Consider the following 22,854-nt stretch of genomic DNA (forward strand, 5'->3'; position numbering starts at 1 on the left):
GGGATTGGTAAAAACACTACCTGTAGTGTTTTGGTTGAGCTATAAAATGCCCTATCGATTAAAATATCTCGGCAATTGAAGCGTGCTGCTCCAATCTGACTGGCGTGAAGGATCGGGCATGGGTAAGGTGCTTGCCTCCTGCATTGCAGCACCAGATGTACAGCCTCAACTGCGGCTCTCATCTACTGAGCTCTTAGATTTGCGCAGAACTGCAAGTCCTCTTCGCCTGCGTGGTTTCCGCTTGAATTACGGGCTTCTTGAGTAGGGCGAAATATGTTGATCTATCTTGGTCTGACCTCATCTATTTATAGGGGGCGGACCAGTCATACGCGGCTTTGGCCCTTCTGTCGGCTCGCGTAAACATTTTGTTAATATGCGGCACAATCGGCAACCAAGCTCCCTTGCTTACTAAGGATTCGGTCGAATGCACGGAGACTCCCGGTCACCAGTCAAATTTGAAAAACCTCCAATCGTGGAGGTCGCATGCAGCGTAAGTTTTTCATTGCCCAAGCCGTTAAAGACCGCTCACATTGGTTCTTTCTGGGCCTTAGTTCGGAAGGACTTTCCCCTTACCGACGACGTAGCGCCTCTTCCAACAATTTTGGAAAATACGGAGCCATTGCCGCAGACCATTGGTATTGAGTTTCTGGACCTCCCGCCGTTGAGGCGCACTTGGTTGACGGCTCAGGATGGGAAACACCTCATTCAATTGCAGGAGGATCGGTTTGTATTTAACTGGAAGCGTGTGAGCGAGGGCGAGGAGTACCCAAGCTACGAAAAAGTGATTGCCGGGTTCAATCTTCAGCTAGGCAGGTTTATAGATTTCGTTAAATCTGCGGGGTTGGGCGATCTCGCATTCACCCAGCTTGAGCTCGTGTATACCAATTTGGTTAAGCCGACGAACGGGATGAATGAGAGCGCACCTTGGTTAGTGCTGTCTGATCACATTCCAAAACAGGATTCCGCTCGATTTTTGCCAGCGCCAGAGTCATTCAACTGGGGCACAACCTATAAGTTGCCTGACGCTGCGGGTCGGCTGCACATTCTGGCTCAGGTAGCAAGGCACGTTAAGACAGGTGAGCGTGTAGTCAGGCTCGACATAACTGCACGTGGATTGCCAAAAGACACCTCGGAAGTCGGGAGATCTCAGTGGTTTGATCTCGCCCACCACTGGATTACACAAGGTTTTGCAGACGTGACATCGCAAGACGTTCAAAAACAAGTATGGGAAAGGACCGCCTGATGTACATCGATACCGCAACTTATTGGGGTTCCGAATGGTCATTTCCCTCAAATCGTCCAAAGCCATCACCAGGCAGATGGCAGTCTCCGCGGGATGAGCGCTACTCCGGTATACATGACTTAGCGTCAACCCCCGGTGAAGCTGCTACACCCGACGTCATCGAGAACGAGCAAGCTCGGCAGCGTTTGATCGCTGCTTTGGCCCTGTTTCGTTCGCACGGCTATTCTCAGGGTGAGAATGAGAGGGGCACGATATCTGAGGCGTCTCAGCAGCTATCAGTAGCATTGCTGAACGCACTTCCTCGACATGCTGCTCTGCCTAAGATCGCACCAGATGGAGACAGCGGGGTCGTCATGGTCTGGGAGGTCAACGATACGCAACTATTGTTAACTGTTGATGAGCAGGGGTTGCATTGTGTTCAGAACGCCGGGACGCCTGCGGCTGTCTATCACGACGACCTCTATTACGACGGCTCAGCACTACCTGAGCAACTAGCACACGTCCTTGCCTTTTAGGTGTTCCCTTGGTGGAGCAAATAGAAGAGATTCCAGACGCCGATGCAGTTAGCAGGCAGCTTGACAGCCCGCTAATGTATGACGAGTTTAAAGGGGTCATTTGGTCCACGGCGTTTATGTTTTCTGAGCCAGTTGAGTCGCTGGTATGGCGAAAATATAAGGTCGCGATTAATGAGGTGCATGACTTGGGCTGCGGACGGCAAGCGAATGTTCGGCAGCGAAAGCCTCTTTGGACATACATCGGTGCGATTACGACAACCGCCGGGCAGATTCGTGCCATCCGTACAGCGAGGGGCCATGGTTTAGCAGTGGCGCACCGGCCCGAAGAAGACCAGGGAACCTACCACGCGGAGGTAGAACTTTTACCCCTCGAGGGGCAAAAGATAAGGTCAAATGATCGTGCGGAGTTGAGGCTCATGCTTGAGAAAGTATTTGGCCCGATAGAAGGGCACACCTGCCCCTAATCAGCCTACATTTCTACAATCTGAATTGTGGAGGGGCTATGGGGCGAGTTCTAAAAAAAGGATCAGGTAGCTTAGGGGCGAGTGGCCCAAGTGGCCATAGCTTTGATCGCTGGTGCAATATTGCTGCCCAGCTGTCTCAGGTACTTTTACTTGGCCTTGGCGTTTTTGGCTATTTTTATACCGTGCTTCCTGTTTACCAGAAAGCGGTTCTAGATGAAGATATTGCCCAGAAGACGCTGGAAGTACGCCAGCAAGAGCGCCGCATTGGTGAGCTAAACAAGCAAATCGCAAGTCGAGAGGATGCACTTTCGGCTAAAAACAGCGAACTGGCCGCGAAAGATCGAGACCTTTCGGAGGTCCGAACCCAAGCAACAGCGGCGAAGACCGAGGCCCGAACAAATTACACGAGACTTCGTTCTGAATACATCGGAAGCGCAATGGCCGCGCTACGAAACTGCCCGTCACCATTTTTCAAACGGGAACCAGATGGGACTGAGTTGCTGAAATGTCCAGAGTACGTGTCTCGTCGAGTTGGGCCTTTGCTCGCGCAACTACGGCGGGAAGATAGCCAACTCCTGACGGCGTTACTTGGAAAATACGCAGCCGAGAGTGATGCTGAATACCAGAAGCTAGTTAGCAAATATCGAACGGATGTGGAGCGAGTTAAGTCCGAAATTGATCGACTCCAACGGGAAATGGACGAAAGCAAGGCTACAGGCGAGAAGGCCAAAAATGAAGGTAAGCCATTTCCTCCTGGATACTTCACTGGCTCCGCCGGCTTGTTCTCAGCATGGTCAAAGGCCTTTCTTGGTGAAAACGAAGTCAGAGCTAATGCTGATAGCAGCTATCGAAAGATTCTTGATGATGTGGGCGGGAAGGTGCTCGCAACGTTCTTCGAGAAAGCGTTACCTTAAGGGGCTGATCAAATTGCCCACGACCAGTAATGCTATGTATCTGTTGAGTTCCGTCGAAATCTGATCCACTTAGCGCAGTAATTTCCATCCAAAACTGACCCACGTAGGCACTACCCTGCTTGTTTTAAAAGCAGGGGAAATTAGGAGTGATAGACGTGGCGATATTGAATGGCATCAGACGTTGGGCATTGCGGGATCAGATGTCCATCCGCGAGATCTCAAGGCGTACAGGCCTGGCTCGCAATGCAGTGAAGACGCACCTGCGATCGGAAGAGAGCGAGCCCAGCTACACTTGCCGTACATCTAAGAAGCCATTCAAATGGGCACCATCGACGCATCTAACTCGACGACTCAAAACACTGACGCGAAACCCGTGGCAACTACCGAACAGGCTGATGCGCTGGGAGCGTTTGGTGTCGCGCTGACGAGGTATCACGTCGGCGACGCATTGGAAGTCGTAGGATTTTTCATAGCGATTGCGACGCTCTTTGTCGCAAGGTCGGCCCGAAGTGCTGCGCGAGCTGCTCTGGCACGACGAGATGCGCTGGAACTGGCTTCCTTGCTCTCAGATATGGCCGCAAACCTTCACCAAGTTCGTTGGGTACTTGAGCTCGATGATTGGAGCGGTTTATCCGAAAGAATTAACAATGCTGTGCACGTGATTAACCGGGTCGCGTCGTCCAGCATTACAGCAGATGAGCTAGAACTCATGGATCAGATGAGGGGGCAGTTGAGGGAACTCCAGAACAGAACGTCAGGGGTTAAAGATGCAGTCAAGCACCAGAAACTCCGCCAAGCCCAAGGTGCGATCCTCATTACATTAATTGACGCCGTTGATAAGGCAAAACTGAAGAGGGTGAAAAATGACGACCTCCCTTACTAAGCTCGCTAACTTAGTCGATAAGCTGGCGAAGAAGACCGAGGAAGATGCGCTTGAATGGTCTGAACCTTACCAGGACGTATTCCAAACGGTTGTAGGGGACACGTCTATCCGCGTTTCAGTGGCCTATTCCGAATTTGATCCAGATGCCGACCCCGACTACACGGTAACGCTTTCGGGCCAGGGACGAGTGCTCGACTCTGTGTCCGATGGTGATCTCTCCAAATACTTGAGCTCTTCTTATAAAACCATGCGCCGGTTGTATTCAGGCGCACGTCGTGCCGCAAGGGGAGTGGCGGACCTTGCTGACCAACTTAGAGAAGCTCTGGATAAGGACGATTTGTGAGAGCAACACGCTTCTTGAGCGCACTCGCGGTATGCGTATCTTGGGCTACGTGACCTTGAGAGTCCTGACCGGTACCTTGTGTTGGTACACTGGCAACCCTCTCTGATGATAAAAAACCCAATCAAAACAACGGGCTAGCGAAGTCAAAGGCGTGTCGGTGGTTCGATTCCATGGGACTACCACTAGGCGATTACCTAGTTACGCATAAAAACCTTAACATCTCGCGTTGACTCACTCGGCAAGCCGGACATTAGAGAACTCGACGGTCCAAGCGTCTTGTCCACTGCCGTCAGCGTGCAGTGACCAATGACTCCCGTCTCAGACCTCTCCAGTGCATCTTCCGGATCGTCATGTTTCCGTCACGGATTGATTTTTGGTTTCTGTACCAAAGCCCATCCCTAAAATAATGCCTGGCGTTGCATTCTTTGCAGTCGTACCATCCCTCGCGGGACGGAGAATGTAACTTGGCATCAAACCAAGGTGTCAACTTTTCCATGGCAATTACTTTCTGGTAGATGAAATCCGTAGCTGGACCTGACCCGTCGCGATCATGAGCGGATCACGCTAGCTATCGATAAGTACATATTCTCGATACCTGGCCGGTGAGTGCCGGGGGGAAGGATGGTCTGGAGCACGTGTTCCTATATGAGATAGACCAATTTAGTCCTTCAATTTTGGGTGCGACCGGCTCTATTCGTTCTTTGAAAAAACTTGTCTAGCCCTTTCTCGCCCTGCCATCCTAGGCTTCGCCGTAGCTCGATCTTTGTCGGGTTCCGCCCAAGCTCCCTCCGGAGCTGCTCCACCTTCGCTTTGAGTACAGCGGGAGTTACCAAGCGGTTCTGTTTGACAAGTGCCGTGTTAATGACCTCGGACATCCACTCGGGATGTAAGCCATATGCCCCGTCAAAATGCGCCTTGGATATCCCTGTTTGGTTCGCAAACTCGATAAAGGCCGTGGGCCAGTTCAGTAGCATTTCAATCGAAGCGTCCAGAAGCAATGCGCGATCATCAACGCACAGATGCTCCACCGATTGAGCGATTTTTGCTTTCTCTGAAAGCTTTCCGCAAATGACTGACCAGACTGTCGAACTCTTTTCAATTCGCACCCTTGATCTGTTTCGCAGAAAGAGTTGGCAGATGGCGCGCATTGCACCAAAAGCCTCGTAGGAAGGAACTAGTCGTTCCCCCACCTTTACCTCTCGCTCGCGGAGCCATTTGGCGGCAGTGAATGCCGGGGAAGCCGGTGATTGCTCGACATTCCGGCAAAGGTCAGCACCGCAGTGCCAGCAGTAGCGAAGACTCTGGAACAGAGGGTGGACCTGGGTCTTCCTGCCGCAGCCCGAAGGCCAAGGCGCACTGCCGCACGCTGAGCAATGATCAAGTAGCTGTTTGTCATGGACCGAACACGAGGCAAGAAATCCCAATCGCCATGCCAGGCGGAAATAGGGAGTGGCATCTTCGTCTAAGCAGCTGGGGCAGAACATCGGACCAAAGTTCGGAGTTGGGCATCCATAACGAGCCCTGAGCCACCATCGAGGCTGCGAACGTGACGTCAGCCGTGTGATGAAGATTCCGAGAAACCGTCGTAGGGTCATAGCGGAAACTGCGTCTTCAGTAGCACTATGTAGCGTGGCCACCCATTTCAAGTCATCCTCGTTCTCTCCAACATCCGGGTCTGCGCGGCGAGTGCGCTCGGCCGCCACCGGGAAAAGGCGATAGCCGTTAGCCCAGCCGACCCTTTGCCGCCATGAGGAAAGCGACTCACCTTCGATGGCGATGGGGCGTAGCAAGAGGGCAGACCCTTGCGATTTCATTTCGCTCTCAATGCCTTGGAGCGCCAGCAAACGAAATCTGCAAGCGCGACCGAAATTTGATCCAACCGTGTCGGATGCCTGTCGAGAAAATGGGTCGCAATCTCACGATTAAGCACGGCCCTGACAAATGGTTCCACCAGTGCAGGGTGGGGTTCACTTAGTCTAAGAATTGCGGCCTCAAGTAGGATGCCCGCACCTTCCGACGAGGGAGCGAACTTCGCCGCGGCCAACAACTTCGTAGTCAGCTGAAATACTTCCTCCGGAACAAGGCGCTTGTCCCAGTCAGCCTTCCCGTATGGAAGTCCTTGCAACATCCCGCACCTTACGAGATCCCGCAGCCGGCCTACTTTCATACCGACTGTGTTTGCCATCTCCTGGGCTGAAGCGGTCGATCTTATAAGCTGGATGGCTTTTGACGCGGCCTCGCTGGTAATGAGGTACTGCATAAAATCCTGGCGCGAATGGGCAATTTGAACGTTACCCAACCAGCCTTTAGATAACCATTGCCCAACAATGTGGGCGGAGCAACCAGTCGCACGCATCACGAAGCGCTTGTTGACAAATTCAGTGGAGTTGAGAGTAGCCGTCTCGAGTCCAACTTCCATCCTTGGCCGCGGGGCTGTACGTCCGTTGAGAACGTTTTCGCTTAACGCTTCGACAACCCTGGGAAATCGCCACCGATCGACATTGCCCATGTTAAAGATCATGTTCTTAACGGAATAGCGCGATTCGGCCTGAATCTGAACCTCAAAGGCACGTTTGACAAAGGATCTCGGCCACTCATCAAACCAGTGAGCAATCTTACGAACTTCGTCAAGTGAGACATAAGCTTGCAACTTCCGGGCGTTAGTCTTCTTTCCGTAAAGACCAGCGTCTAGCCGAGCAAGCCACTGCAACAAGGTCTGTGCAGCGAGGTCCTGTCTTCCAGAGCAGCCAAAGGTTGGGGACGGCTTGACGTGATCCAAGCCCAATTGCAGCAAGTCAAGCATGCCGAAGAGAAATGCCTCGGGACGCCGTGGACGGGTATGCGAAAGCCTGAATCCACAGTTACAACGGGCCACATGCTCGCGAAGATAGGTGAGCGGGCTTCCGCAAGCATGGCAGGTTTCAGTGAGCAAGACCCTGTGTTTGCGGCATTCAAAAGCAAATGCGCGATCCCAATCTGCCTTTAGGTGGGGAATGTCCATTACCGGCAGGCACATCGTGCACACCTTCGAGTTAAGCGGCCGTCCCGATGAAAAGAGAGAAGGGGACCACGGAAATGCAACCGGCAAAGGTTGTGCGGCGTCCACGGGAGCTTCAATCTGAAGCACGGAAAGGATCTCCTCTGGAGGAGAGGTAAACAATCCGTACACCGTTTTACCCAATCCTCTGGCCAACTTTGCCGCACCGTCAAGGCTATTCGTCTCTGCCAGTCTCAAGAGGTAGCCTGGCCAAGATTCCCCGGAGATCGGTCTAGGTCTTAGGAGAAGTTTCACTCATACTCCCGCATCATTTCGTATGGATCGTTGACCCCAATCAATCGCCGTTTGATGAAGTCAGGGTGAAACGGATTGGCCGTGTCAATTTGGGGACCATGAACAAGCACATATGCCTCTTCAAGATCCTTCAGACACATCGTTTCTCGATTGGCTTGCACAGCGATGTACCAACCGGAGTCCACCAGTTGGACTATGCGTTCAAATACGCCTTCGGTTGCAAGGTACATGAGCGCTGCAGTGCCGGGCTCCACTAAGCACGATGTCTGGGTCAACGGCAGCCACTTGTCCAGGGATCGCAAGAGCATTAGGAATGTTTTGGCATCTTCACCCACAATGCTGAAATATCTAAGCCTTGCGCGATAGCTGATTCTCTTGACTAGCTGAGCATCGCCGTTAACAACATTCAGCGCTTCGCTGGTGCCCAGAAACACCCATAGCGCGCTTGAATGATCAATTAGTTCACGCAGTCTTGCGCCAACAAGCTCGATTCCTCGCTTGCCTCGACGAGCGGGAATATCTTGGAAGTTGTCCAACAGGACCAGCCTGACCTCGCACTCCCGTAAAAATCTCTCAGCGGCCTCAATGGTGTCGGCTCTGTGTTTCCTGCCTCGTGGATCTGGATCCCCCAAGGCCTTGAGAATGGAGATTGAAAACTCAAACGGGGTGCAGGGATCTGGAACAGCGAATTGAATGACCGGGCAAATCGTCTTCTCTTCATGGGCCCGACCATAGAGAGTTACTGCAAGATCCTTCATGCGGCTAGCGAGGGTTGTTTTGCCCGAGCCGGTCGGCCCAATGATGAGCATGGCTTGATATCGTCTGGAGCGCTCACAGTGCGCAAGCTTATGAAGAAAATCTCCAATGATCTTTTTGGTGCCGAGGTAATTTATGTAAAGGTGCTCCGTCCATTTTTGCCGGACCTCAACACTTTTGTTTAGCCAAAACGTTTTGTCGGGTGGTGACGGATGCGTGATTGTGATCATTGCTGTCCTTGCCTTGTGGGGTGAGAAGCTCTATCCACCACGTTGCACGATTCGGGTAATGTTGAGATCAGAAAGGGCCAGTGCAGTCGAGTGCCCAAATTCATTGGGACTCCCAGCTGTCGTCGTCGAGTTCAAGCGCTACTTCTTCCAGGCGAATGATGTTCCATTCCAAGTCAGTGATGACTTGCGAAACTAATTTGACAGCCGGCGCAGTGAATCCGCCTTCTGCCCCTTGCGGATCGACCCGGATGTCACCGGTCTGTTTCGCAAAACGTCGCTGTGACATCTTCATCGACTTGCGCTCTTTCGAAACCATTTCGCGGAGCTCTTCTCTAGCCACCACCATTTGATGAAGGTCTGGATTTTTATGACCGCGCAGGCGCGCCATTTTTAAGATGAGCTTCTGTTGCTGTTCCGTCAGTCCATCTGCGTACCTAAAGTCCGTCGTACAGGGGACATGAATCAGGCTTCGCGTCTCGGGATTCGTTACCTTGATGTAGCCGAGGTCGGAGCGATCTATGTGAACTACCATTTGCGCCAGGTACCCATATCGCTCGCGCAGAATGATGAGCTCGTCGCTGTTGTAGGTCAGATTGAGGCGTTTAATCCCACCGCTTGCCCTGAACTTCAAGAGGTGGGGCCTTAAACGGAACAAAGAGATTTCTTCGGGAGTCCAGCGAACTGACGGCGAGTGATTCTTGAAGTGGTTGAACCACCGCTGTTTGGGGGTTAAGCCGTCAATGCCATGCTTGTTCAGGTAGACACCCGTTACCCATCGTACATACAGGCTTTTGAACGCGGAAACGGTGAGCGCAGCGGTCTCCGTTCCCCTATTGGACCCCTTCGGATCCTCTTTATCTCCGCACCATCCTGGCAGCGCCTTGCAAAAATCAGCCTCGACCATGGAGTTAAAGTGTTCGATCGAACACTTTTCGGTCGGTCCAAAAGGTCTGGCGCCAGCCAACGCCAGTTTCATTTGGTCTGTGCGTAGTCCTATTGACCTGGACAGGTTGTAGCTGGCGTTGTCTATTAGCATCAAGCCCTGATTTCCGTACCCTATCCAGGGGAATGAACATCTCTCAAATTCCTGGCGCCGGGTGTCTTTAGGCAAAAGCGAGTCAAGAATGGCGCCCATTGCGCTGTCGTAGCTTCTTGACTCGTGGCTGATATCGAAGCCCAAGGGAACGTCGGTGTTTTGGCAGACGCCGTGGGTGATGTAGGCGCGCCCAAACGGGAGAAGGTTTTTATCGTCGATTAAGAACACGCCTGCATTCAAATCGTCGTATTCGCTGATTAGCAGCGGGTACTGGGCGCGGTCGCGGGGGAACGAATTCTCCCGATAGTGGTCCTTGGTGACATTGCTCCCTCGATTTCGCAAAGAGATTTCGCGCGCTTCAAATGCCTGGTGAACGCAGCGGGACACAGTGCTGTATCCGGGGACCGGTATAGGGTTGTGGGCATTGCCGATGTTGTGGATGTCGAGTTGGTCGCGAACGTTACCGGATATTGTTTGGATGTTTATCCTTTCATCCCTATTTGCCCTGAGGAAGTCGATCTGGGCTTGAATTGCACTTTGGGCTTGTGGATGAATCCTCTGCTCGCCGGCGCCGCCCCTGCCCGAGTACTGGGGGACCAGCTGGCTCCAGTCGCCGCCTGCCTTTGCGAGCTCTCTGACGGTGTTGGCCAGCGTGGTGATCGCAAATCGACGCACTCCCTTTAATTTACCGTTGGCCAGGTGATCGATCGCTGTTCTTACCCAGATTTCATCGACGATTTTGTCAATCCCCCTCCTACGCAATCCGTCAATCCATGCTCGCTTGTCAAGCATCTGCTGGACTGCGACGGGAGACTCCTGTCGGGCGTTTACCCTCGATAGCTCCGCGCCGGTGAGTGCGCAGGGACCCGCCTGCAGGGCATTCCTGCAACCAGGCTGTGTGAGTTGCCCCTCGAAAATGGCGTTGATCAGTTCCCTGTCTGTCGCCCTTCTGGTTTCATTGGTTGCTACATTGCGTACGGTCCATACGTCGTCGTCCAATGCGTCAAGCCGCAAGCGTGTCCCAGAAGCTTCGAGGTACTGGCCGACCGCTAAAGAGACATTCGTACCTTTGCCTGGGAAAATGATGGAGGATGGGACTGTTTTCATGGATTTTCTCGGTGACGTTTAAGAAGAAGGCGCCGTGGGTTGCTGCTGCGATGGCCTCATCCCAACCAAAAAGGTCGAGCAGTTCGCCCAAAGCGGTGGCTTGGCGTGCATGGGTCTGGATCTCGGCCAGCCGAGCGTGGGTCATCGGGTTCTGAAACCCGCGGTCAAGCAGACGGACGCTTTGCGATGTTGGGCTGGAAAGCTTGTCGCGGTCTGTCCAGCTGTGAAACTTGAACCCGCGCATTTCAAGAAATACCTGCTCCTCCAGGTATTTCTCCAGAACCTCTGGCGATACAAACCGCTTGGCTTTGCATTGCACGACGTGTAGTGACGGCTCGCTGTCGAGTTCGATCAGCAGATCCGGGACACGATCTCTGGGACCATCTATTTCACCAAGCTCGAACGCCTGCGCTTTGAATCTGCGGACCAATCCATGCTGGTGGAGGTGTTTGCATAGGAGAAGCGCAGTTGCTTCATGGCCTCCCTCGGCGTACATGACCGTGCCGAGCAGAGGAACGTCCACCGGTACGCGAGTGGTTGTTTTGCTGAGCTTGCGGATGTCGCGCCGTGGTGGGCTCTGGAAGATCTCGGCCAACCAGGCTTCGGACGGCCCTGTCTGGGTTTTTCGCATACCAATCCCCTTTTCCGCCAGGCGAGCAGGGTCCCCGCTCGCCTAAATGACGTTCGTTAGAAATTTTGAAAACAGGGGATTGACGAGGCCATACAAGGCCCCTAAACTTCAGGTGTAGTAAGAAGTTTGGGGAATCCCCCTATGAAACGGCGACGGTCTTGTACACCGGTCGCCGTTTTTATTTGTTCATGGATTTCCTTTCATGAATACCGCCGGTCAATGTCCTTGACCCGCGGTCACTGCTTCAGACGTCACATTTGCCAGGCGATTGGTGAGGCTTTTAAGTCCAAGCGCAACTGCAATGCGATGGCTTTCTCCTCGGCTTGCGCGGCTCTTGCCTTTAAGAACCGAGTACACCAAGGGCAGCGAGAAGTTTCGTTGCCTGGCCCACTCTGCCACGCTGACGCCATCCTCGACAAAGTATTGCCGTAACTCCAAAAGTCGGGCATCATTGAACAAATTCGCGCTCATGTGAACTATTTTGAACAATATCTAAACAAATTACAACCATAATGTGAGCATGATTCAGATCCAAAAAAAGGGTTTCGGGAAAAGACTGAAAAGTGAGCGAGAGCGCCTGAACCTGTCGGTTCCGGACTTCGCCTCGCTCGGTGCGGTCAATCGCGTGACCCAGGTGCGCTACGAATCCGAGGTCTACTTTCCAACGGTTGAGTACCTTCATGAAATCGGAAAGCATGGCGTGGACATGCTGTATCTGACAACCGGTGAGCGCAACGCGCCGCTGGACCCCCTCAGGGATCCAGCCGGATTCATGCAAGCCGTGAGCCTCGTTGAGCAGATCGCAAAGCAACACAAATTTGAAATGCCACCGGAATTTCAGGTGCGCGCTGTTCTGCGAACGTACGAGCAGATCCTTAAGTTCGGACCGAAGAAAGTAAAGCCGACCATCCAGCAATTAGTAGCGGGCGCGGTCGAGCTCAAATAGCTTCACTCAGCTGCCGTGGCTACCGATCAGAGTGAAGCAGAAGCGCAGACAGTGTTAGGCCTTGCCCGACTGCATGCTCAGTTCGAGATAGACCGGGAAAACGGTTTGAGCCGTGATGAAAGTCTTGCGAAGCGGAAAGCGGTCCAGAGAATTGAAGCGCTTCGTAAAGAGCTGATCGGGATCACACTGCCGTGGTGGCTTTACATGCGCAATCCGTATTGGGTCGGGCGTTTTGAAGTGCAGCGAATCAGATTGAGACGTGCCTCGACGTCAATGGGCACCACTGACCTTGACGCACTGGACGGGCTTCTTGCCCGGGCCGAATTTATTCGGCCTTTGCCGTCGCCTACGTTGGAAGACCTTCGGGAAAGGATTCGATCAAAGGCGCTCACGCGATGGCGTGCGATTTCGATACTTAACTCTTATGGTTGCCGTGCCACCGCGGATGGAGCTGTGACACCTGCGTGTGTGGGGAAGACTGGACTAATAACCGGCGGATCGCTGGCGGCATTGCTAGCTGCCATGTTCGTCATGGTGGCCGCATCTGCGATTCAAGAGCTGGCCAACCTATGTGCCCGGCCGTGCGTCCTGATTGGCGTTTCTGAAGTGATGGTTCTGATTGCAGGCGCTTTGCTCACTACCAGGTCATTGACCTGGGGAAGAGCGCATAAAGCCAGGCAGCTTGTTGAAATGTTTGCTTATGAACAAGATCACCGATGACTTGATCACTGCAGCGATTCGGGAGTTGGGCATGCCAGGTGTCCAGCGATGTCAGCAAGAGCTGTTGGAAGGGATGCGCAATGGAAGTCCTGGCGGGTACGCTACGCTCCGTAGATTTCTCAGACACCTTGAGAAGGACTCAAACGTGACCTGTGATCCAGCTGCGGCCAGCATTCAAGCGTGCCTTTGGGAGAACCTTCGCGTCATCAAAGCGGCTTATGACGTATCGGGGGGTGATCTGCAAAAAACACTGCGTTGGTTTCAGACGGAGCAGCTTCAACCATTCGGTCAAAAAACCGCGGAGCAACTGGTTGCTGTCGGCCAGGGGGATGACGTTATCCGTCTGATCGATTCTTTGCAGGCCGGCGCCGCGGGCTAGCTATCTGTAATCTCGCAAGGAGAACTCGATGCAAATTAAAGGCGTCGCGATGCCGAGCGTAGTTGATCGTATCGTGTGCGACCGCTGCGGCAAAGAGGGCCATCGCACTGAGCCTGATTTCGAACAAATCTCGTCCATCGGCTTCAATGCGGGCCGCGGCTCGATTTTTGGCTATGAAAGTCGAGTCGAGATCGATTTGTGCGAAACGTGCTTGCGCGCAACGTTGGGGACCTGGCTTCGAGTTCGGACGCCATGGGAAATCGGGAAAATGCCTCAGCGCGACCCGACTTTATCCGTAGCTCAGCCTCAAGCCTCAAGTGATCAAGACCGCGGGCGCTTTGCGCACACGTACCGTGTTCTTGCAGTTGAGGAAATCGCGGAGCGTCTGAAATGCTCGACTGACGAGGTGCGTGAGCGGGAAGCTGCTGGCGAGATTTTCGCTGCGCGTGCAGCGGCCCGAGAGGGAGGGCCGCTTTTCCCAGCCTTTCAGCTCGACGAACGCCTTAACAAAGCGCTGCTTCGGCAACTCATCCAGGAATACCGTAAGTGGGGTGCCTCAACGACTTTGATGTGGAGCTTCCTGAGGTCGCCGCAGAAGATATTTGGTGGGTTGACCCCGGTGGAAATGCTGCTGGGTGGATCAATGCCTGGCTATGACGAGTTGACTCCTGATGAATGGGTAGAGGCATTCCTTGAGGTGGTATCCGAAGAGCTTTCTCGTGTCACGCAATGACCGATCGCAGCAGTATTTCATCTTATGCATGAATTTGCCGAGATCGGTTTGGCTGTCCGCACTCGCCGTTCCGACATGGGCCTAACCCAGGCTTTCGTGGCCGACCTGTGCGGCCTGTCGCCCTTCACGGTGGAGCAGCTGGAAAACGGTTCTATCGGCGCTCTCAATTGGGCGGACGCAGTACGCTTGCTTTCGGTGCTAGGGCTGAATGTCCACGTTTCCAATCCGAGATCAACAAAGCGCCAGCGAGACGGAAGAACGCCTGCGCTGGAGGTGGCCGCGCGCTCTGCGAGCACGAGCTATAAGGAGAGCCTCCCTGCAGAAGACTTGGGCAAAGCTCTTCTAACTGCAACCTACCCGAAGAATTTCGCTCCTCATGTGCGTACATTCCTCGATGAAGCGCATGTTTCCCAAATTGCAGACGTGGTTGAGCAGCTGCATCACGAAACCGGGGTCCAGCGCTTGGAGATATGGCAGTGCATGCGCGACATGGCCAGAGCCGGGCATATAAATCGGGACTTTTGGTTGTGAAGACCCGCGAAATCGAGCAGATCCACGCGGAGATCCTACTGTTGCTGAGGTTGCGGCAGCGGAGGGAGGCCATTTTGGACGGGGAGTTCCGGCACCGAGATGGCGCATGGAGCATCGGGTGAATGAGTCGCTTCGCCTGTTTGAGTGTTGAATTCCGCTGAAGTCTGACCCGAGTGGATCAGATTTCGACGGAATTCAACACTGTCTCCTTTGGACGGTATTTTTGTTTTAAGGGCGACTCAACCACCAATCAGCAAACTCAGCAAGATTGGCATGTGTGGAACTGACTGACTGTATGTCGACCCCGCAGTTAGGACTGCCATTCGGTTCTCGCAGGATCAATGCGGTGTGAATACCCCGATCCACTCCGAGCAGGTATGGCAAATAATCATCCACAAATGCGGCCGGCCTTAATTGGTCAAGAATGTCCGCCTTCGGACTTCGTATCCCCAAGGTGTTTGAGGTGGCGAACACTTTCTCTATTGGAAATCCATGATCGCGTAGATTTCGGAGTCGAGCGTCGGCCAAAGCTTCTTGCAGCGCGGTAACGCAGACAAGGTCGTAACCCTGCTCATGCAGACGGTGACAAGCCTCGACAGCCGATTCCAGTGGTGGGATGGTGCTCCAGAAGCCGATATCAAAGCAGGCGCGGAACCGCTCCAGACCTTCTCCACTAAGTCTTTCGACATCCCATCGATCTACTGCCCAGTAAGCTTTGACGTCTCGTTCCGCGGGATACCTTCCTGTCGCCTTCTCCCAGGCCTTGGCATAGGCCAAGTTGTAGTCAAGCAGAACGCCGTCACCGTCCAACGCAATTAGAGGTTTCGGTCTCATGTGTTAAGTGCTCTCAGAGTTGAATATTCTGGGCAAAATACATGCCCCGTTCAAGAGACTGTCAGCGAGAAGTTCAATATCCTCGCGCATGGCCAATCGCTCCAGCCACGCGGAGGGAATCGAGCGAATGCCGTAATAAGCACCAGCTATTTGCCCGCAGATAGCCGCCGTCGTATCAGCGTCGTCACCCAGATTCGCCGCCTCAAGCACGGCCTCTTCAAACGACGCAGTATGAATAAAGCACCAAAGGGCAGCTTCCAAAGCCTCCACGCAATAACCTGAGCCCTTGATGGCTTCCCGTGGTTTTCTGACGAATTCCGCCGCGGCTATTGTGGCGACCTTTGCGGACAGCGGCTCTGGTACCGTAGTTGCAAGAATCGTCTCTTTGGTAGCGCCCATCAATGCAGCGCGAAGCTGCAGGCCAAATAAACGTGAACACTCGATAGCTTCTTGTGCGCCATGCGTTGTACGCGTGCTTTCGCCAGCAAAGCGAAAGGTGTCGGCTTCGCTTCCGCGAAAGAACATGGGAATAGGCGCCAAGCGCATTAAAGCGCCGTTTCCGGCGGTTTTCGGATCCGGATCACCTGCGAAAGGGTCTTGAGTCAGAAGATAGCGATTGAGTGCTGTAGCCACCGTGATGCCGATGTCGAAGCATTCGCCGTTGCTGCTCATGTACCCCACGCTGCGCCAGTTGCAGTACCGGTTCATCTGGTCCACGGGGTTGAAGCCCTGGCAGTGCACAAGGCTGGCCGCCAGGCACAAAGCCATCGACGTGTCGTCAGTCCACTCACCAGGCCGCAAGTCGAACGGACCACCACCCCTCATGTCCGTGACTGGCTCGAAGCTGCCTCGCGACATAAACTCCACGCTGGTCCCCACGGCATCGCCACATGCCAGTCCTAGCAAGCAGCCTCGATAGCGCTCCAGATCTTCCATTAGCGATATTCCCGAAAGTAGTCACCGTTCTGGGTAAAAGGAAATCCAGCATATCCGGGTATTCGTCCCGAACCTGTTGCCATCGCTAAGTAGTTTTTCATGGGCTTGATTTTTTCTGGTTAGGTTGTATTATGCAACCATATGAGTTGTTTAAAGCAACTTATATGTCACGCCATAACAAAAAGAGGGAAACACATGACTTCACAACAACTCACCAGCGCCAGCAAATTCCTGAGCTTGGTACTGCGACACAAGCCAGCAACCATAGGCCTGTCACTGGATGCCGCTGGCTGGGCCAACGTCGACGAATTGCTTGCCAAGGCTGCTTCAGCAAATCACGCCCTTTCGCGCGCCGTGCTCGAAGAGGTCGTTGAAACCAGCGATAAGAAACGTTTCGCATTCAGCGAAGACGGACTACGCATTCGTGCCAACCAGGGCCATTCTGTGGACGTTGAGCTTGGCTTGCCGCCTTTGACGCCGCCGGCGAGGCTTTATCACGGCACGGCATCGCGCTTTCTCGACGCCATCCTGGTCGAAGGCTTGACCAAGCGTCAGCGCCATCATGTCCATCTGAGTGAAAGCAGCAAAACGGCTACCGCGGTGGGCCAACGTTATGGTCAACCGGTTCTGCTTGCTGTTGACGCCCAGCGCATGTCGACAGAAGGTTATTTGTTCTTCCGATCGGAAAACAACGTCTGGCTGACCGACCATGTGCCGCCAGCCTACCTCTGCGTCGCCGAGAGCGGAGAGATTTGAATGAGGCTGCCAGTCGCTCCCCACGTACAGCAGCGCCGCTCATGGCCTGCGGAAGGAAGACATGTGTTGGCTCACTACGACGCGGAGACCATCGTCGTTTATCAGGCCTATCGGGCCAGCACGGCCGCATACGCCATTCAGCACGGCCAGCTGGGTGGCCCTGACTTCAGCTTCAATCGCATGAGCTGGATCAAGCCCAACTTTTTGTGGATGATGTACCGGTCGGGCTGGGGTACCAAAGAAGGGCAGGAAGGCGTGCTGGGCTTGAGGCTGAGGCGCACATTCTTCGACTCGCTGCTGGCCGCCGCGGTGCCTTCCACTTTCGACAGCGAGGTTTATGCGAGCCCGCAAGCATGGCAAACCGCCGTTTCGACTTCAAATGTCAGGCGACAGTGGGATCCAGACCACGCTCCATCGGGCGCGAACCTAGCCCGCCGGGCCATCCAGCTAGGCTTGCGTGGAGAGGCCTTGCGCGCCATGGCCACGGACGAGCTGCTGGAGGTGATTGACATGAGCAGCTTCGTCGCTACGCAACGCCTGCAGGCCCGGGACGACGATCCGAACCTGCAAGTCCCGGTCGAGACTGTTTACATCGGGCGGGCAGCCGCATAAGCAGCCTCCTAGCTGCGAGGACTGAAAGTTCTCGGGAAATACATCACAGCGCTCCTGTCCTTCAGGCGATAGCCCATGGCGGGTCGCGGTGACCCAACGTCCAGGAACCCATCATCCTTCAGGAAATCCGCCGCCAGGGCACGAGTGCGGAAACCGCTCTTGTCGATGGGGCGCCCCAATACCACCTCATACATCTTCTGCAATTGCGGAAGCGTGAAGGGCTCAGGCAAGAGGAAGGCCGGCAGCGAGGTGTACTCTACCTTGCTTCGCAGGCGCTCCAGCGCAGCCTGCAGTATGTCGCCGTGGTCAAACGCCAGCCGCTTGCGGGGCGACTGTTCATCGACGGGGTGCCATTTGGCCGGCTTGGCCTCGTCTTGCACCAGTTTCACGGAGTCAGCGGACAACAGCGCAAAGTATGCATGCGTCGCCGACCAGCCGCGTGGATCACGCGTTTTGCCGCCCCAACTGCCTAGCTGCTCGAGGTAAGGACTTTTGACCCCCGTCTTGTCGAGGAGCTTGCGCCTGGCGCAGGCCTCCAGCGAATCGTCTTTTTTCACATCCACGAAGCCACCCGGCAAGGCCCAAGCGCTCGGGTAGGGCTCTTCCGGTCCCTCCGGCCGCTTGACCAGAAGGACCTGTAACTGCTCTTCCAGTACGGTGAAGATCACGACGTCCACGGTGGTCAGCGGTCGTTCAAAGCTCAGATTGCTTGTTTTGGTCGCCATGTTTTGCGTTCCTGTTTGACAAACTTGAATTAAGTTGTATTATGCAACTTATAGATAGGTTGTTTAATACAACCTATCGGGTAATTAACCACAAGGAGAAAGCACCATGTTAGGCATCCGGTTCATCAAGTCACAGCCCACGGTTCACCTGATCCAGTTCAAAAGGGGAAAAGTGGTTCGGGAAGGCGCAGGCCAGTCGTTCTATTACTACGCCCCCACCTCTACCGTGGTGGCGGTGCCGGTTGCCAGCGCCCATCACCCCTTCATGCTGACTCTGGTGACTTCTGACTTCCAGAACGTCACGGTGCAGGGGCAGGTTACCTACCAGGTCAAAACCCCTCAGCTGACGGCCCGCCTGATGGACTTCTCGCTCAAGGCCAATGGCCAGGGTTATGCCTCCGACGATCCGCTCAAGTTGGGCGACCGCGTCGGGATGCAGGTCCAGGTCATCATCCAGCAGAAAGTCCAGGCGCTGGCGCTCAAGGAAGCTTTGCTGTCCTCTGCCGAAATAGCCCGGCATGCGGAAGCCAGCCTGGGCGCGCAGCCCGAAATTGCCGCCCTGGGCCTGCAGGTCCTGGGTGTGTCCATCCTTGCCATCAAGCCAACCCCCGATATCGCACGCGCGCTGGAAGCCGAATCCCGAGAGGCCAACCTGAAGGCCGCGGACGACGCGATCTACCTGCGCCGCATGGCAGCGGTCCAGAATGAGCGCTCCATCCGTGAGAACGAGCTGGACACCGAAGTGGCCGTGGAAGACAAGCGCAGCCAGATCGAAGACGCCAAGATGGCCGCCAAAGCCTCGGTGATGCGCAAGGAAAACGCCTTGCGCACCGAGCAGATGGATTCGGACGTCGCCCTGGAAGAAAAGCGCAAGCTTTACGTGAACGGCCAGGCTGCCAACTCGCGCACCCTTGCCGAGGCGGAAGCCGCCCGCCTGGACGCCATCATGAAGACCTTCCAGGCGGTAGACCCCCGCATCATCCAGGCACTGGCCTCCGCCGGCATGGACCCGGCCCAGCTGATCGCCCAGGCTTTTGGCGGCATTGCCGACAAGGCCGAAAAGATAGGCCAGTTGAACATGTCGCCCGAACTGCTGAACTCGCTGCTGGCTGGTGCGAACGCCGGCGGCCGGCCTGTGCAAGCAGCCGCGCCCCGGAAATAAGCGAAAACAGGAAAGGACAGCGTCATGTCTGCAGCCGAGAATCGCAAGGTGGTATTGGTTACACGCCAGACCCGGCTCGAAGAGCTGGTGGCGCGCTACCAGACCCTGGGCCAGGCCCAGTTCTACCTGGAGCACCTGGGCGCCGACTTCACCGACTACCTGCGCGAGAACGAGGCTTATGCCTCCAGCCTGCGGGTGGTCGCCGAAGCGCTGCAGGCCTGGGGCCGCTACCAGATCATTGACCGGGCGCACCTGACCAACTACATCTTCGCAGCCGACGACATCGTGGTGACACTGGGACAGGACGGCATGGTGGCCAACACCCTCAAGTACCTGAACGGCCAGCCGCTGGTCGGCGTCAACCCGGAGCCCAAACGCTGGGATGGCGTGCTGCTTCCTTTCGAGCCCTCACAGCTCGCTTCGGTGCTGCCCGGGGTCGCCAGAGACCGCCGCGCCACCTCGCTGGTCACGATGGCGGAGGCCAGGCTGTCCGACGGGCAAGTGCTGCGGGGCGTCAACGACCTGTTCATAGGCCCGAAAACCCACACCTCGGCGCTTTATGACATCGAGTTCCGCGGCACGAAAGAGGCGCAGTCGTCTTCGGGCCTGATTGTTTCGACCGGGCTGGGCTCCACGGCCTGGCTGAGAAGCATCGTCACCGGCTCCATCGGCATTGCCAATGCCGTGGGCCATGGGCAAGGCGAGGGCTACGAGCCCATGCCGCGCGATACCGACCACCTGGTCTTCGCGGTGCGGGAGCCCTTTGCCAGCCGGGCCACCCAGACTTCGCTGCTCTACGGAGAGATCGAGGAGACGGAGGTGCTGACGCTGCGCTCACGCATGCCGGACAACGGGGTGATCTTCTCGGACGGCATGGAATCGGATTTTCTGCGGTTTACGGCTGGCATGGAGGCCCGCATCGGTGTTTGCGCCACCAAGGGAGTCTTAGTGGAATAGCGGCCAGCGGTACTGCGAGAATCGGCGGCATTGCACCTAATCAATATCAACGGAGGACCATATGAAGAAAAACATCCAGCTTTTGATCATCGACCCGCAAAACGACTTTTGCGACCTGCCGGCCGACTGGCTGCCCGTCGACCCGGTGACGGGGCAAGCCACGTCGCCAGCCTTGCCTGTGGCGGGCGCCCATGCCGACATGCTGCGCCTGGCCGCGCTGATCCGTGAAGGCGCGTCCGGCATCTCCGCCATCGGCGTGACCCTGGATTCTCACCACAGGTTTGACATCGCCCACCCGACTTTCTGGAAAACCGGCGCGGGTGCGGCCGTGGGGCCGTTCACACCGATTACAGCCGCCCAAGTGCGCAAAGGCGACTACCTGCCCAAGGACGCGGCCATGCTGCCGCGAGCCCTGGCCTACATTGACGAGTTGGAGCAGCGGGGCCGCTACACCCTGATGGTCTGGCCGGTGCATTGTGAAATCGGCAGCTGGGGCCACAATGTGCACCCCGCCGTGAAAACCGCCTACAACCGCTGGGAAGACAGCCGCCTGGCGATGGTGCAAAAGATCGGCAAAGGCAGCAACCCCTGGACGGAACACTACAGCGCCATGCAGGCCGAGGTGCCGGACGAAGAAGACCCCGCAACGCAGCTCAATACGGCCCTGATCGCATCGCTGGACCAGGCCGACCTGCTCATCATCGCCGGCGAGGCCAGCAGCCACTGCGTAAAAGCGACCACCGAGCACATCGTTGAAAACCTTCCGTCCGGCAAGACCGGCAAGGTAGTGCTGCTCACCGATTGCATGAGCCCGGTCGGCGGCTTTGAGGCGCGGCACCAGGCCTTCCTGGATGACATGGTCGGCCGCGGCGTCGTGCTATCGACCAGCACAGCCCTGTTGAGCACCTTGCAAGCCAACGCCTGATCAACATCCCGTTCCATCACAAAGCCATCTATGCAACCCATCATTCAAAGCCTGCTGGATACCGATCTCTACAAGTTCACGATGTGGCAAACCATGCTGCATAGGCATCCGCAGACCGAGGCTGAATACAGCTTCGTTTGCCGCAATCAGCCGGGCTACCCTTTGAGTGAACTGCTGGGAGAAGTCAATGCGCAGCTGGACCATCTCTGCACTTTGCGCTTCCAGGCCGAGGAGCTGGCCTACCTGCGTGGCCTTCGCTTCATCAAAAGCGACTTTGTGGACTTCCTGCGTATCTTTGAGTTCCAGCGGGAATTCATCAAGGCCACGGTCGACGGTCCCACGCTGGTGATCAAGGCCGTGGGCCCGCAAGTGCACACCATGGCCTTCGAGATCTTCGTACTCGCGATCGTCAACGAGCTCTACTTTCGTCGCTCTGACCAGGCCGCCGCTAGGGTAGAGGGGCGAAAACGCCTACAGGACAAGATAGACATCTTGCGTGCTTTCGAAAAAGAGCCGTCGCTGCGCAACCCCTTTGAGTTTTTTGATTTCGGCGTGCGGCGCCGCTTCTCGCGCGACTGGCAGACCGAAGTCGTCACCACGCTCAAGCGCGAAATCCCGCAGTACTTCAAGGGCACCTCCAATGTGCTGCTGGCCAAGGAGCTCAACCTGGTGCCCATCGGAACCATGGCCCACGAATACCTGCAGACCTACCAGGCGCTCGGCATGACCCTGCGCGACTTCCAGCGCGCCGCGCTTGAAGACTGGGTGCAGGAATACCGTGGCGACCTGGGTGTGGCGCTGACGGATGTGGTCGGTATGGACGCCTTCCTGGCGGACTTCGATCTCTACTTCGCCAAGTTGTTCGATGGTCTGCGTCATGATTCCGGCGACCCGTTTGTCTGGGGCGAGAAGGCCCTGGCTCACTACGCCAAGCTGCGCGTTGACCCGCAGAACAAGCGGCTGGTGTTCTCGGACGGGCTGGATGTGCCGACTGCACTCAAGCTTTACCGCGCATTCGCCGCCCGGACCCAGACAGGCTTTGGCATCGGCACCAATCTCACCAATGACGTCGGGCTGACGCCGCTGAACATCGTGATGAAACTGACCGGCGCCAATGCCCGGCCTGTGGCCAAGTTGTCGGACAGCCCGGGCAAGACGCTGTGCAACGACCAGACCTTCCTGGCCTATCTGCGGCAGGTGTTCCGTTTCCCCGCTTCAGTTTGA

Annotated in this window: 25 protein-coding genes and 1 pseudogene; 17 read left to right on the forward strand and 9 right to left on the reverse strand. The window is 55.5% G+C overall.

Translation table 11 applies throughout. The annotated features are described in order from the left end of the window. The first annotated feature begins 424 nt into the window (after positions 1-424). The 6 genes and pseudogenes from AC1D1J_RS16610 to AC1D1J_RS16635 all read left to right on the forward strand — a co-directional run bounded on the left by AC1D1J_RS16610 (position 425) and on the right by AC1D1J_RS16635 (position 4,362). On the forward strand, positions 425-1,243 hold the full coding sequence (locus AC1D1J_RS16610) for a TIGR04255 family protein (protein ID WP_477695273.1): 819 nt from the start codon (positions 425-427) through the stop codon (positions 1,241-1,243). Further along, positions 1,243-1,758: a hypothetical protein gene (locus tag AC1D1J_RS16615; RefSeq protein WP_477695274.1), complete on the forward strand. Its 516-nt coding sequence runs from the start codon at positions 1,243-1,245 to the stop codon at positions 1,756-1,758. Before AC1D1J_RS16610 ends, AC1D1J_RS16615 begins: the two co-directional genes overlap by 1 nt. A 502-nt stretch (positions 1,759-2,260) precedes the next feature. After that, positions 2,261-3,136, forward strand: a complete 876-nt coding sequence (locus tag AC1D1J_RS16620; protein ID WP_477695275.1) for a hypothetical protein — start codon at positions 2,261-2,263, stop codon at positions 3,134-3,136. Positions 3,137-3,282: 146 nt separating this feature from the next. After that, a pseudogene (locus AC1D1J_RS16625) lies at positions 3,283-3,441 on the forward strand (IS21 family transposase); the annotation flags it as partial. Between the two features lie 14 nt (positions 3,442-3,455). Beyond that, complete coding sequence (locus AC1D1J_RS16630; protein WP_477695372.1) at positions 3,456-4,019, forward strand: hypothetical protein; 564 nt, start codon at positions 3,456-3,458, stop codon at positions 4,017-4,019. Next, entirely contained in the window at positions 4,000-4,362 is a 363-nt protein-coding gene (locus AC1D1J_RS16635; protein WP_477695276.1) for a hypothetical protein, read from the forward strand. Before AC1D1J_RS16630 ends, AC1D1J_RS16635 begins: the two co-directional genes overlap by 20 nt. Before the next feature lie 668 nt (positions 4,363-5,030). Here the strand turns inward: AC1D1J_RS16635 and AC1D1J_RS16640 are convergent. The 6 genes from AC1D1J_RS16640 to AC1D1J_RS16665 all read right to left on the reverse strand — a co-directional run bounded on the left by AC1D1J_RS16640 (position 5,031) and on the right by AC1D1J_RS16665 (position 11,885). Then, the gene (locus AC1D1J_RS16640; protein WP_477695277.1) at positions 5,031-6,176 is read right to left on the reverse strand and encodes a TniQ family protein; all 1,146 of its coding nucleotides are present in this window, start codon (positions 6,174-6,176) and stop codon (positions 5,031-5,033) included. Beyond that, positions 6,173-7,378 carry a hypothetical protein gene (locus AC1D1J_RS16645; RefSeq protein ID WP_477695278.1) on the reverse strand — a complete coding sequence of 402 codons (1,206 nt, stop codon included), beginning with the start codon at positions 7,376-7,378 and terminating at the stop codon, positions 6,173-6,175. The genes AC1D1J_RS16640 and AC1D1J_RS16645 overlap by 4 nt, the downstream gene beginning before the upstream one ends. A 272-nt stretch (positions 7,379-7,650) precedes the next feature. Next, positions 7,651-8,640, reverse strand: a complete 990-nt coding sequence (locus AC1D1J_RS16650; RefSeq protein ID WP_477695279.1) for a TniB family NTP-binding protein — start codon at positions 8,638-8,640, stop codon at positions 7,651-7,653. 100 nt (positions 8,641-8,740) lie between these two features. After that, positions 8,741-10,783 carry a hypothetical protein gene (locus tag AC1D1J_RS16655; RefSeq protein WP_477695280.1) on the reverse strand — a complete coding sequence of 681 codons (2,043 nt, stop codon included), beginning with the start codon at positions 10,781-10,783 and terminating at the stop codon, positions 8,741-8,743. Beyond that, complete coding sequence (locus AC1D1J_RS16660; RefSeq protein WP_477695281.1) at positions 10,680-11,414, reverse strand: hypothetical protein; 735 nt, start codon at positions 11,412-11,414, stop codon at positions 10,680-10,682. The genes AC1D1J_RS16655 and AC1D1J_RS16660 overlap by 104 nt, the downstream gene beginning before the upstream one ends. A gap of 216 nt (positions 11,415-11,630) precedes the next feature. Continuing rightward, positions 11,631-11,885: a helix-turn-helix domain-containing protein gene (locus AC1D1J_RS16665; protein ID WP_477695282.1), complete on the reverse strand. Its 255-nt coding sequence runs from the start codon at positions 11,883-11,885 to the stop codon at positions 11,631-11,633. A gap of 49 nt (positions 11,886-11,934) precedes the next feature. Between AC1D1J_RS16665 and AC1D1J_RS16670 the strand changes: the two genes are divergently transcribed. The 5 genes from AC1D1J_RS16670 to AC1D1J_RS16690 are packed head-to-tail and all read left to right on the forward strand — an operon-like array spanning position 11,935 to position 14,723. Then, positions 11,935-12,360 (forward strand): helix-turn-helix domain-containing protein, encoded by a 426-nt coding sequence (locus AC1D1J_RS16670; RefSeq protein WP_477695283.1) that lies wholly within the window; start codon positions 11,935-11,937, stop codon positions 12,358-12,360. A 15-nt stretch (positions 12,361-12,375) separates the two neighbouring features. Next, positions 12,376-13,080 carry a hypothetical protein gene (locus AC1D1J_RS16675; RefSeq protein ID WP_477695284.1) on the forward strand — a complete coding sequence of 235 codons (705 nt, stop codon included), beginning with the start codon at positions 12,376-12,378 and terminating at the stop codon, positions 13,078-13,080. Then, positions 13,061-13,459, forward strand: coding sequence for a DUF2384 domain-containing protein (locus AC1D1J_RS16680; protein WP_477695285.1), 399 nt, complete (start codon positions 13,061-13,063; stop codon positions 13,457-13,459). Before AC1D1J_RS16675 ends, AC1D1J_RS16680 begins: the two co-directional genes overlap by 20 nt. A gap of 28 nt (positions 13,460-13,487) precedes the next feature. Beyond that, positions 13,488-14,192, forward strand: a complete 705-nt coding sequence (locus tag AC1D1J_RS16685; protein WP_477695286.1) for a hypothetical protein — start codon at positions 13,488-13,490, stop codon at positions 14,190-14,192. 24 nt (positions 14,193-14,216) lie between these two features. Further along, the gene (locus tag AC1D1J_RS16690; RefSeq protein WP_477695287.1) at positions 14,217-14,723 is read left to right on the forward strand and encodes a helix-turn-helix domain-containing protein; all 507 of its coding nucleotides are present in this window, start codon (positions 14,217-14,219) and stop codon (positions 14,721-14,723) included. Positions 14,724-14,951: 228 nt separating this feature from the next. Here AC1D1J_RS16690 and AC1D1J_RS16695 read toward each other — a convergent pair whose 3' ends face one another. Further along, complete coding sequence (locus AC1D1J_RS16695) at positions 14,952-15,557, reverse strand: HAD family hydrolase (protein ID WP_477695288.1); 606 nt, start codon at positions 15,555-15,557, stop codon at positions 14,952-14,954. A 3-nt stretch (positions 15,558-15,560) separates the two neighbouring features. Beyond that, the gene (locus AC1D1J_RS16700; protein ID WP_477695289.1) at positions 15,561-16,493 is read right to left on the reverse strand and encodes an ADP-ribosylglycohydrolase family protein; all 933 of its coding nucleotides are present in this window, start codon (positions 16,491-16,493) and stop codon (positions 15,561-15,563) included. Positions 16,494-16,688: 195 nt separating this feature from the next. On the opposite strand from AC1D1J_RS16700, the gene AC1D1J_RS16705 reads away from it, so the two are divergent. Beyond that, positions 16,689-17,249, forward strand: a complete 561-nt coding sequence (locus AC1D1J_RS16705) for an RNA 2'-phosphotransferase (protein WP_477695290.1) — start codon at positions 16,689-16,691, stop codon at positions 17,247-17,249. Positions 17,250-17,312: 63 nt separating this feature from the next. Next, the gene (locus AC1D1J_RS16710; protein WP_477695291.1) at positions 17,313-17,861 is read left to right on the forward strand and encodes a DUF4291 domain-containing protein; all 549 of its coding nucleotides are present in this window, start codon (positions 17,313-17,315) and stop codon (positions 17,859-17,861) included. Between the two features lie 8 nt (positions 17,862-17,869). Here AC1D1J_RS16710 and AC1D1J_RS16715 read toward each other — a convergent pair whose 3' ends face one another. Then, positions 17,870-18,586, reverse strand: coding sequence for an NUDIX hydrolase (locus tag AC1D1J_RS16715; RefSeq protein ID WP_477695292.1), 717 nt, complete (start codon positions 18,584-18,586; stop codon positions 17,870-17,872). Positions 18,587-18,692: 106 nt separating this feature from the next. On the opposite strand from AC1D1J_RS16715, the gene AC1D1J_RS16720 reads away from it, so the two are divergent. The 4 genes from AC1D1J_RS16720 (at position 18,693) to pncB (ending at position 22,854) form a co-directional block, all read left to right on the forward strand. Beyond that, positions 18,693-19,748, forward strand: coding sequence for an SPFH domain-containing protein (locus AC1D1J_RS16720; protein ID WP_477695293.1), 1,056 nt, complete (start codon positions 18,693-18,695; stop codon positions 19,746-19,748). Positions 19,749-19,772: 24 nt separating this feature from the next. Next, positions 19,773-20,705, forward strand: coding sequence for a diacylglycerol kinase catalytic domain-containing protein (locus AC1D1J_RS16725; RefSeq protein ID WP_477695294.1), 933 nt, complete (start codon positions 19,773-19,775; stop codon positions 20,703-20,705). A 61-nt stretch (positions 20,706-20,766) separates the two neighbouring features. Continuing rightward, the gene (locus AC1D1J_RS16730; protein ID WP_477695295.1) at positions 20,767-21,630 is read left to right on the forward strand and encodes a cysteine hydrolase family protein; all 864 of its coding nucleotides are present in this window, start codon (positions 20,767-20,769) and stop codon (positions 21,628-21,630) included. Between the two features lie 30 nt (positions 21,631-21,660). Continuing rightward, positions 21,661-22,854: a nicotinate phosphoribosyltransferase gene (pncB, locus tag AC1D1J_RS16735; RefSeq protein ID WP_477695296.1), complete on the forward strand. Its 1,194-nt coding sequence runs from the start codon at positions 21,661-21,663 to the stop codon at positions 22,852-22,854.

The organism is Polaromonas sp. P1_F8 (assembly GCF_056405635.1).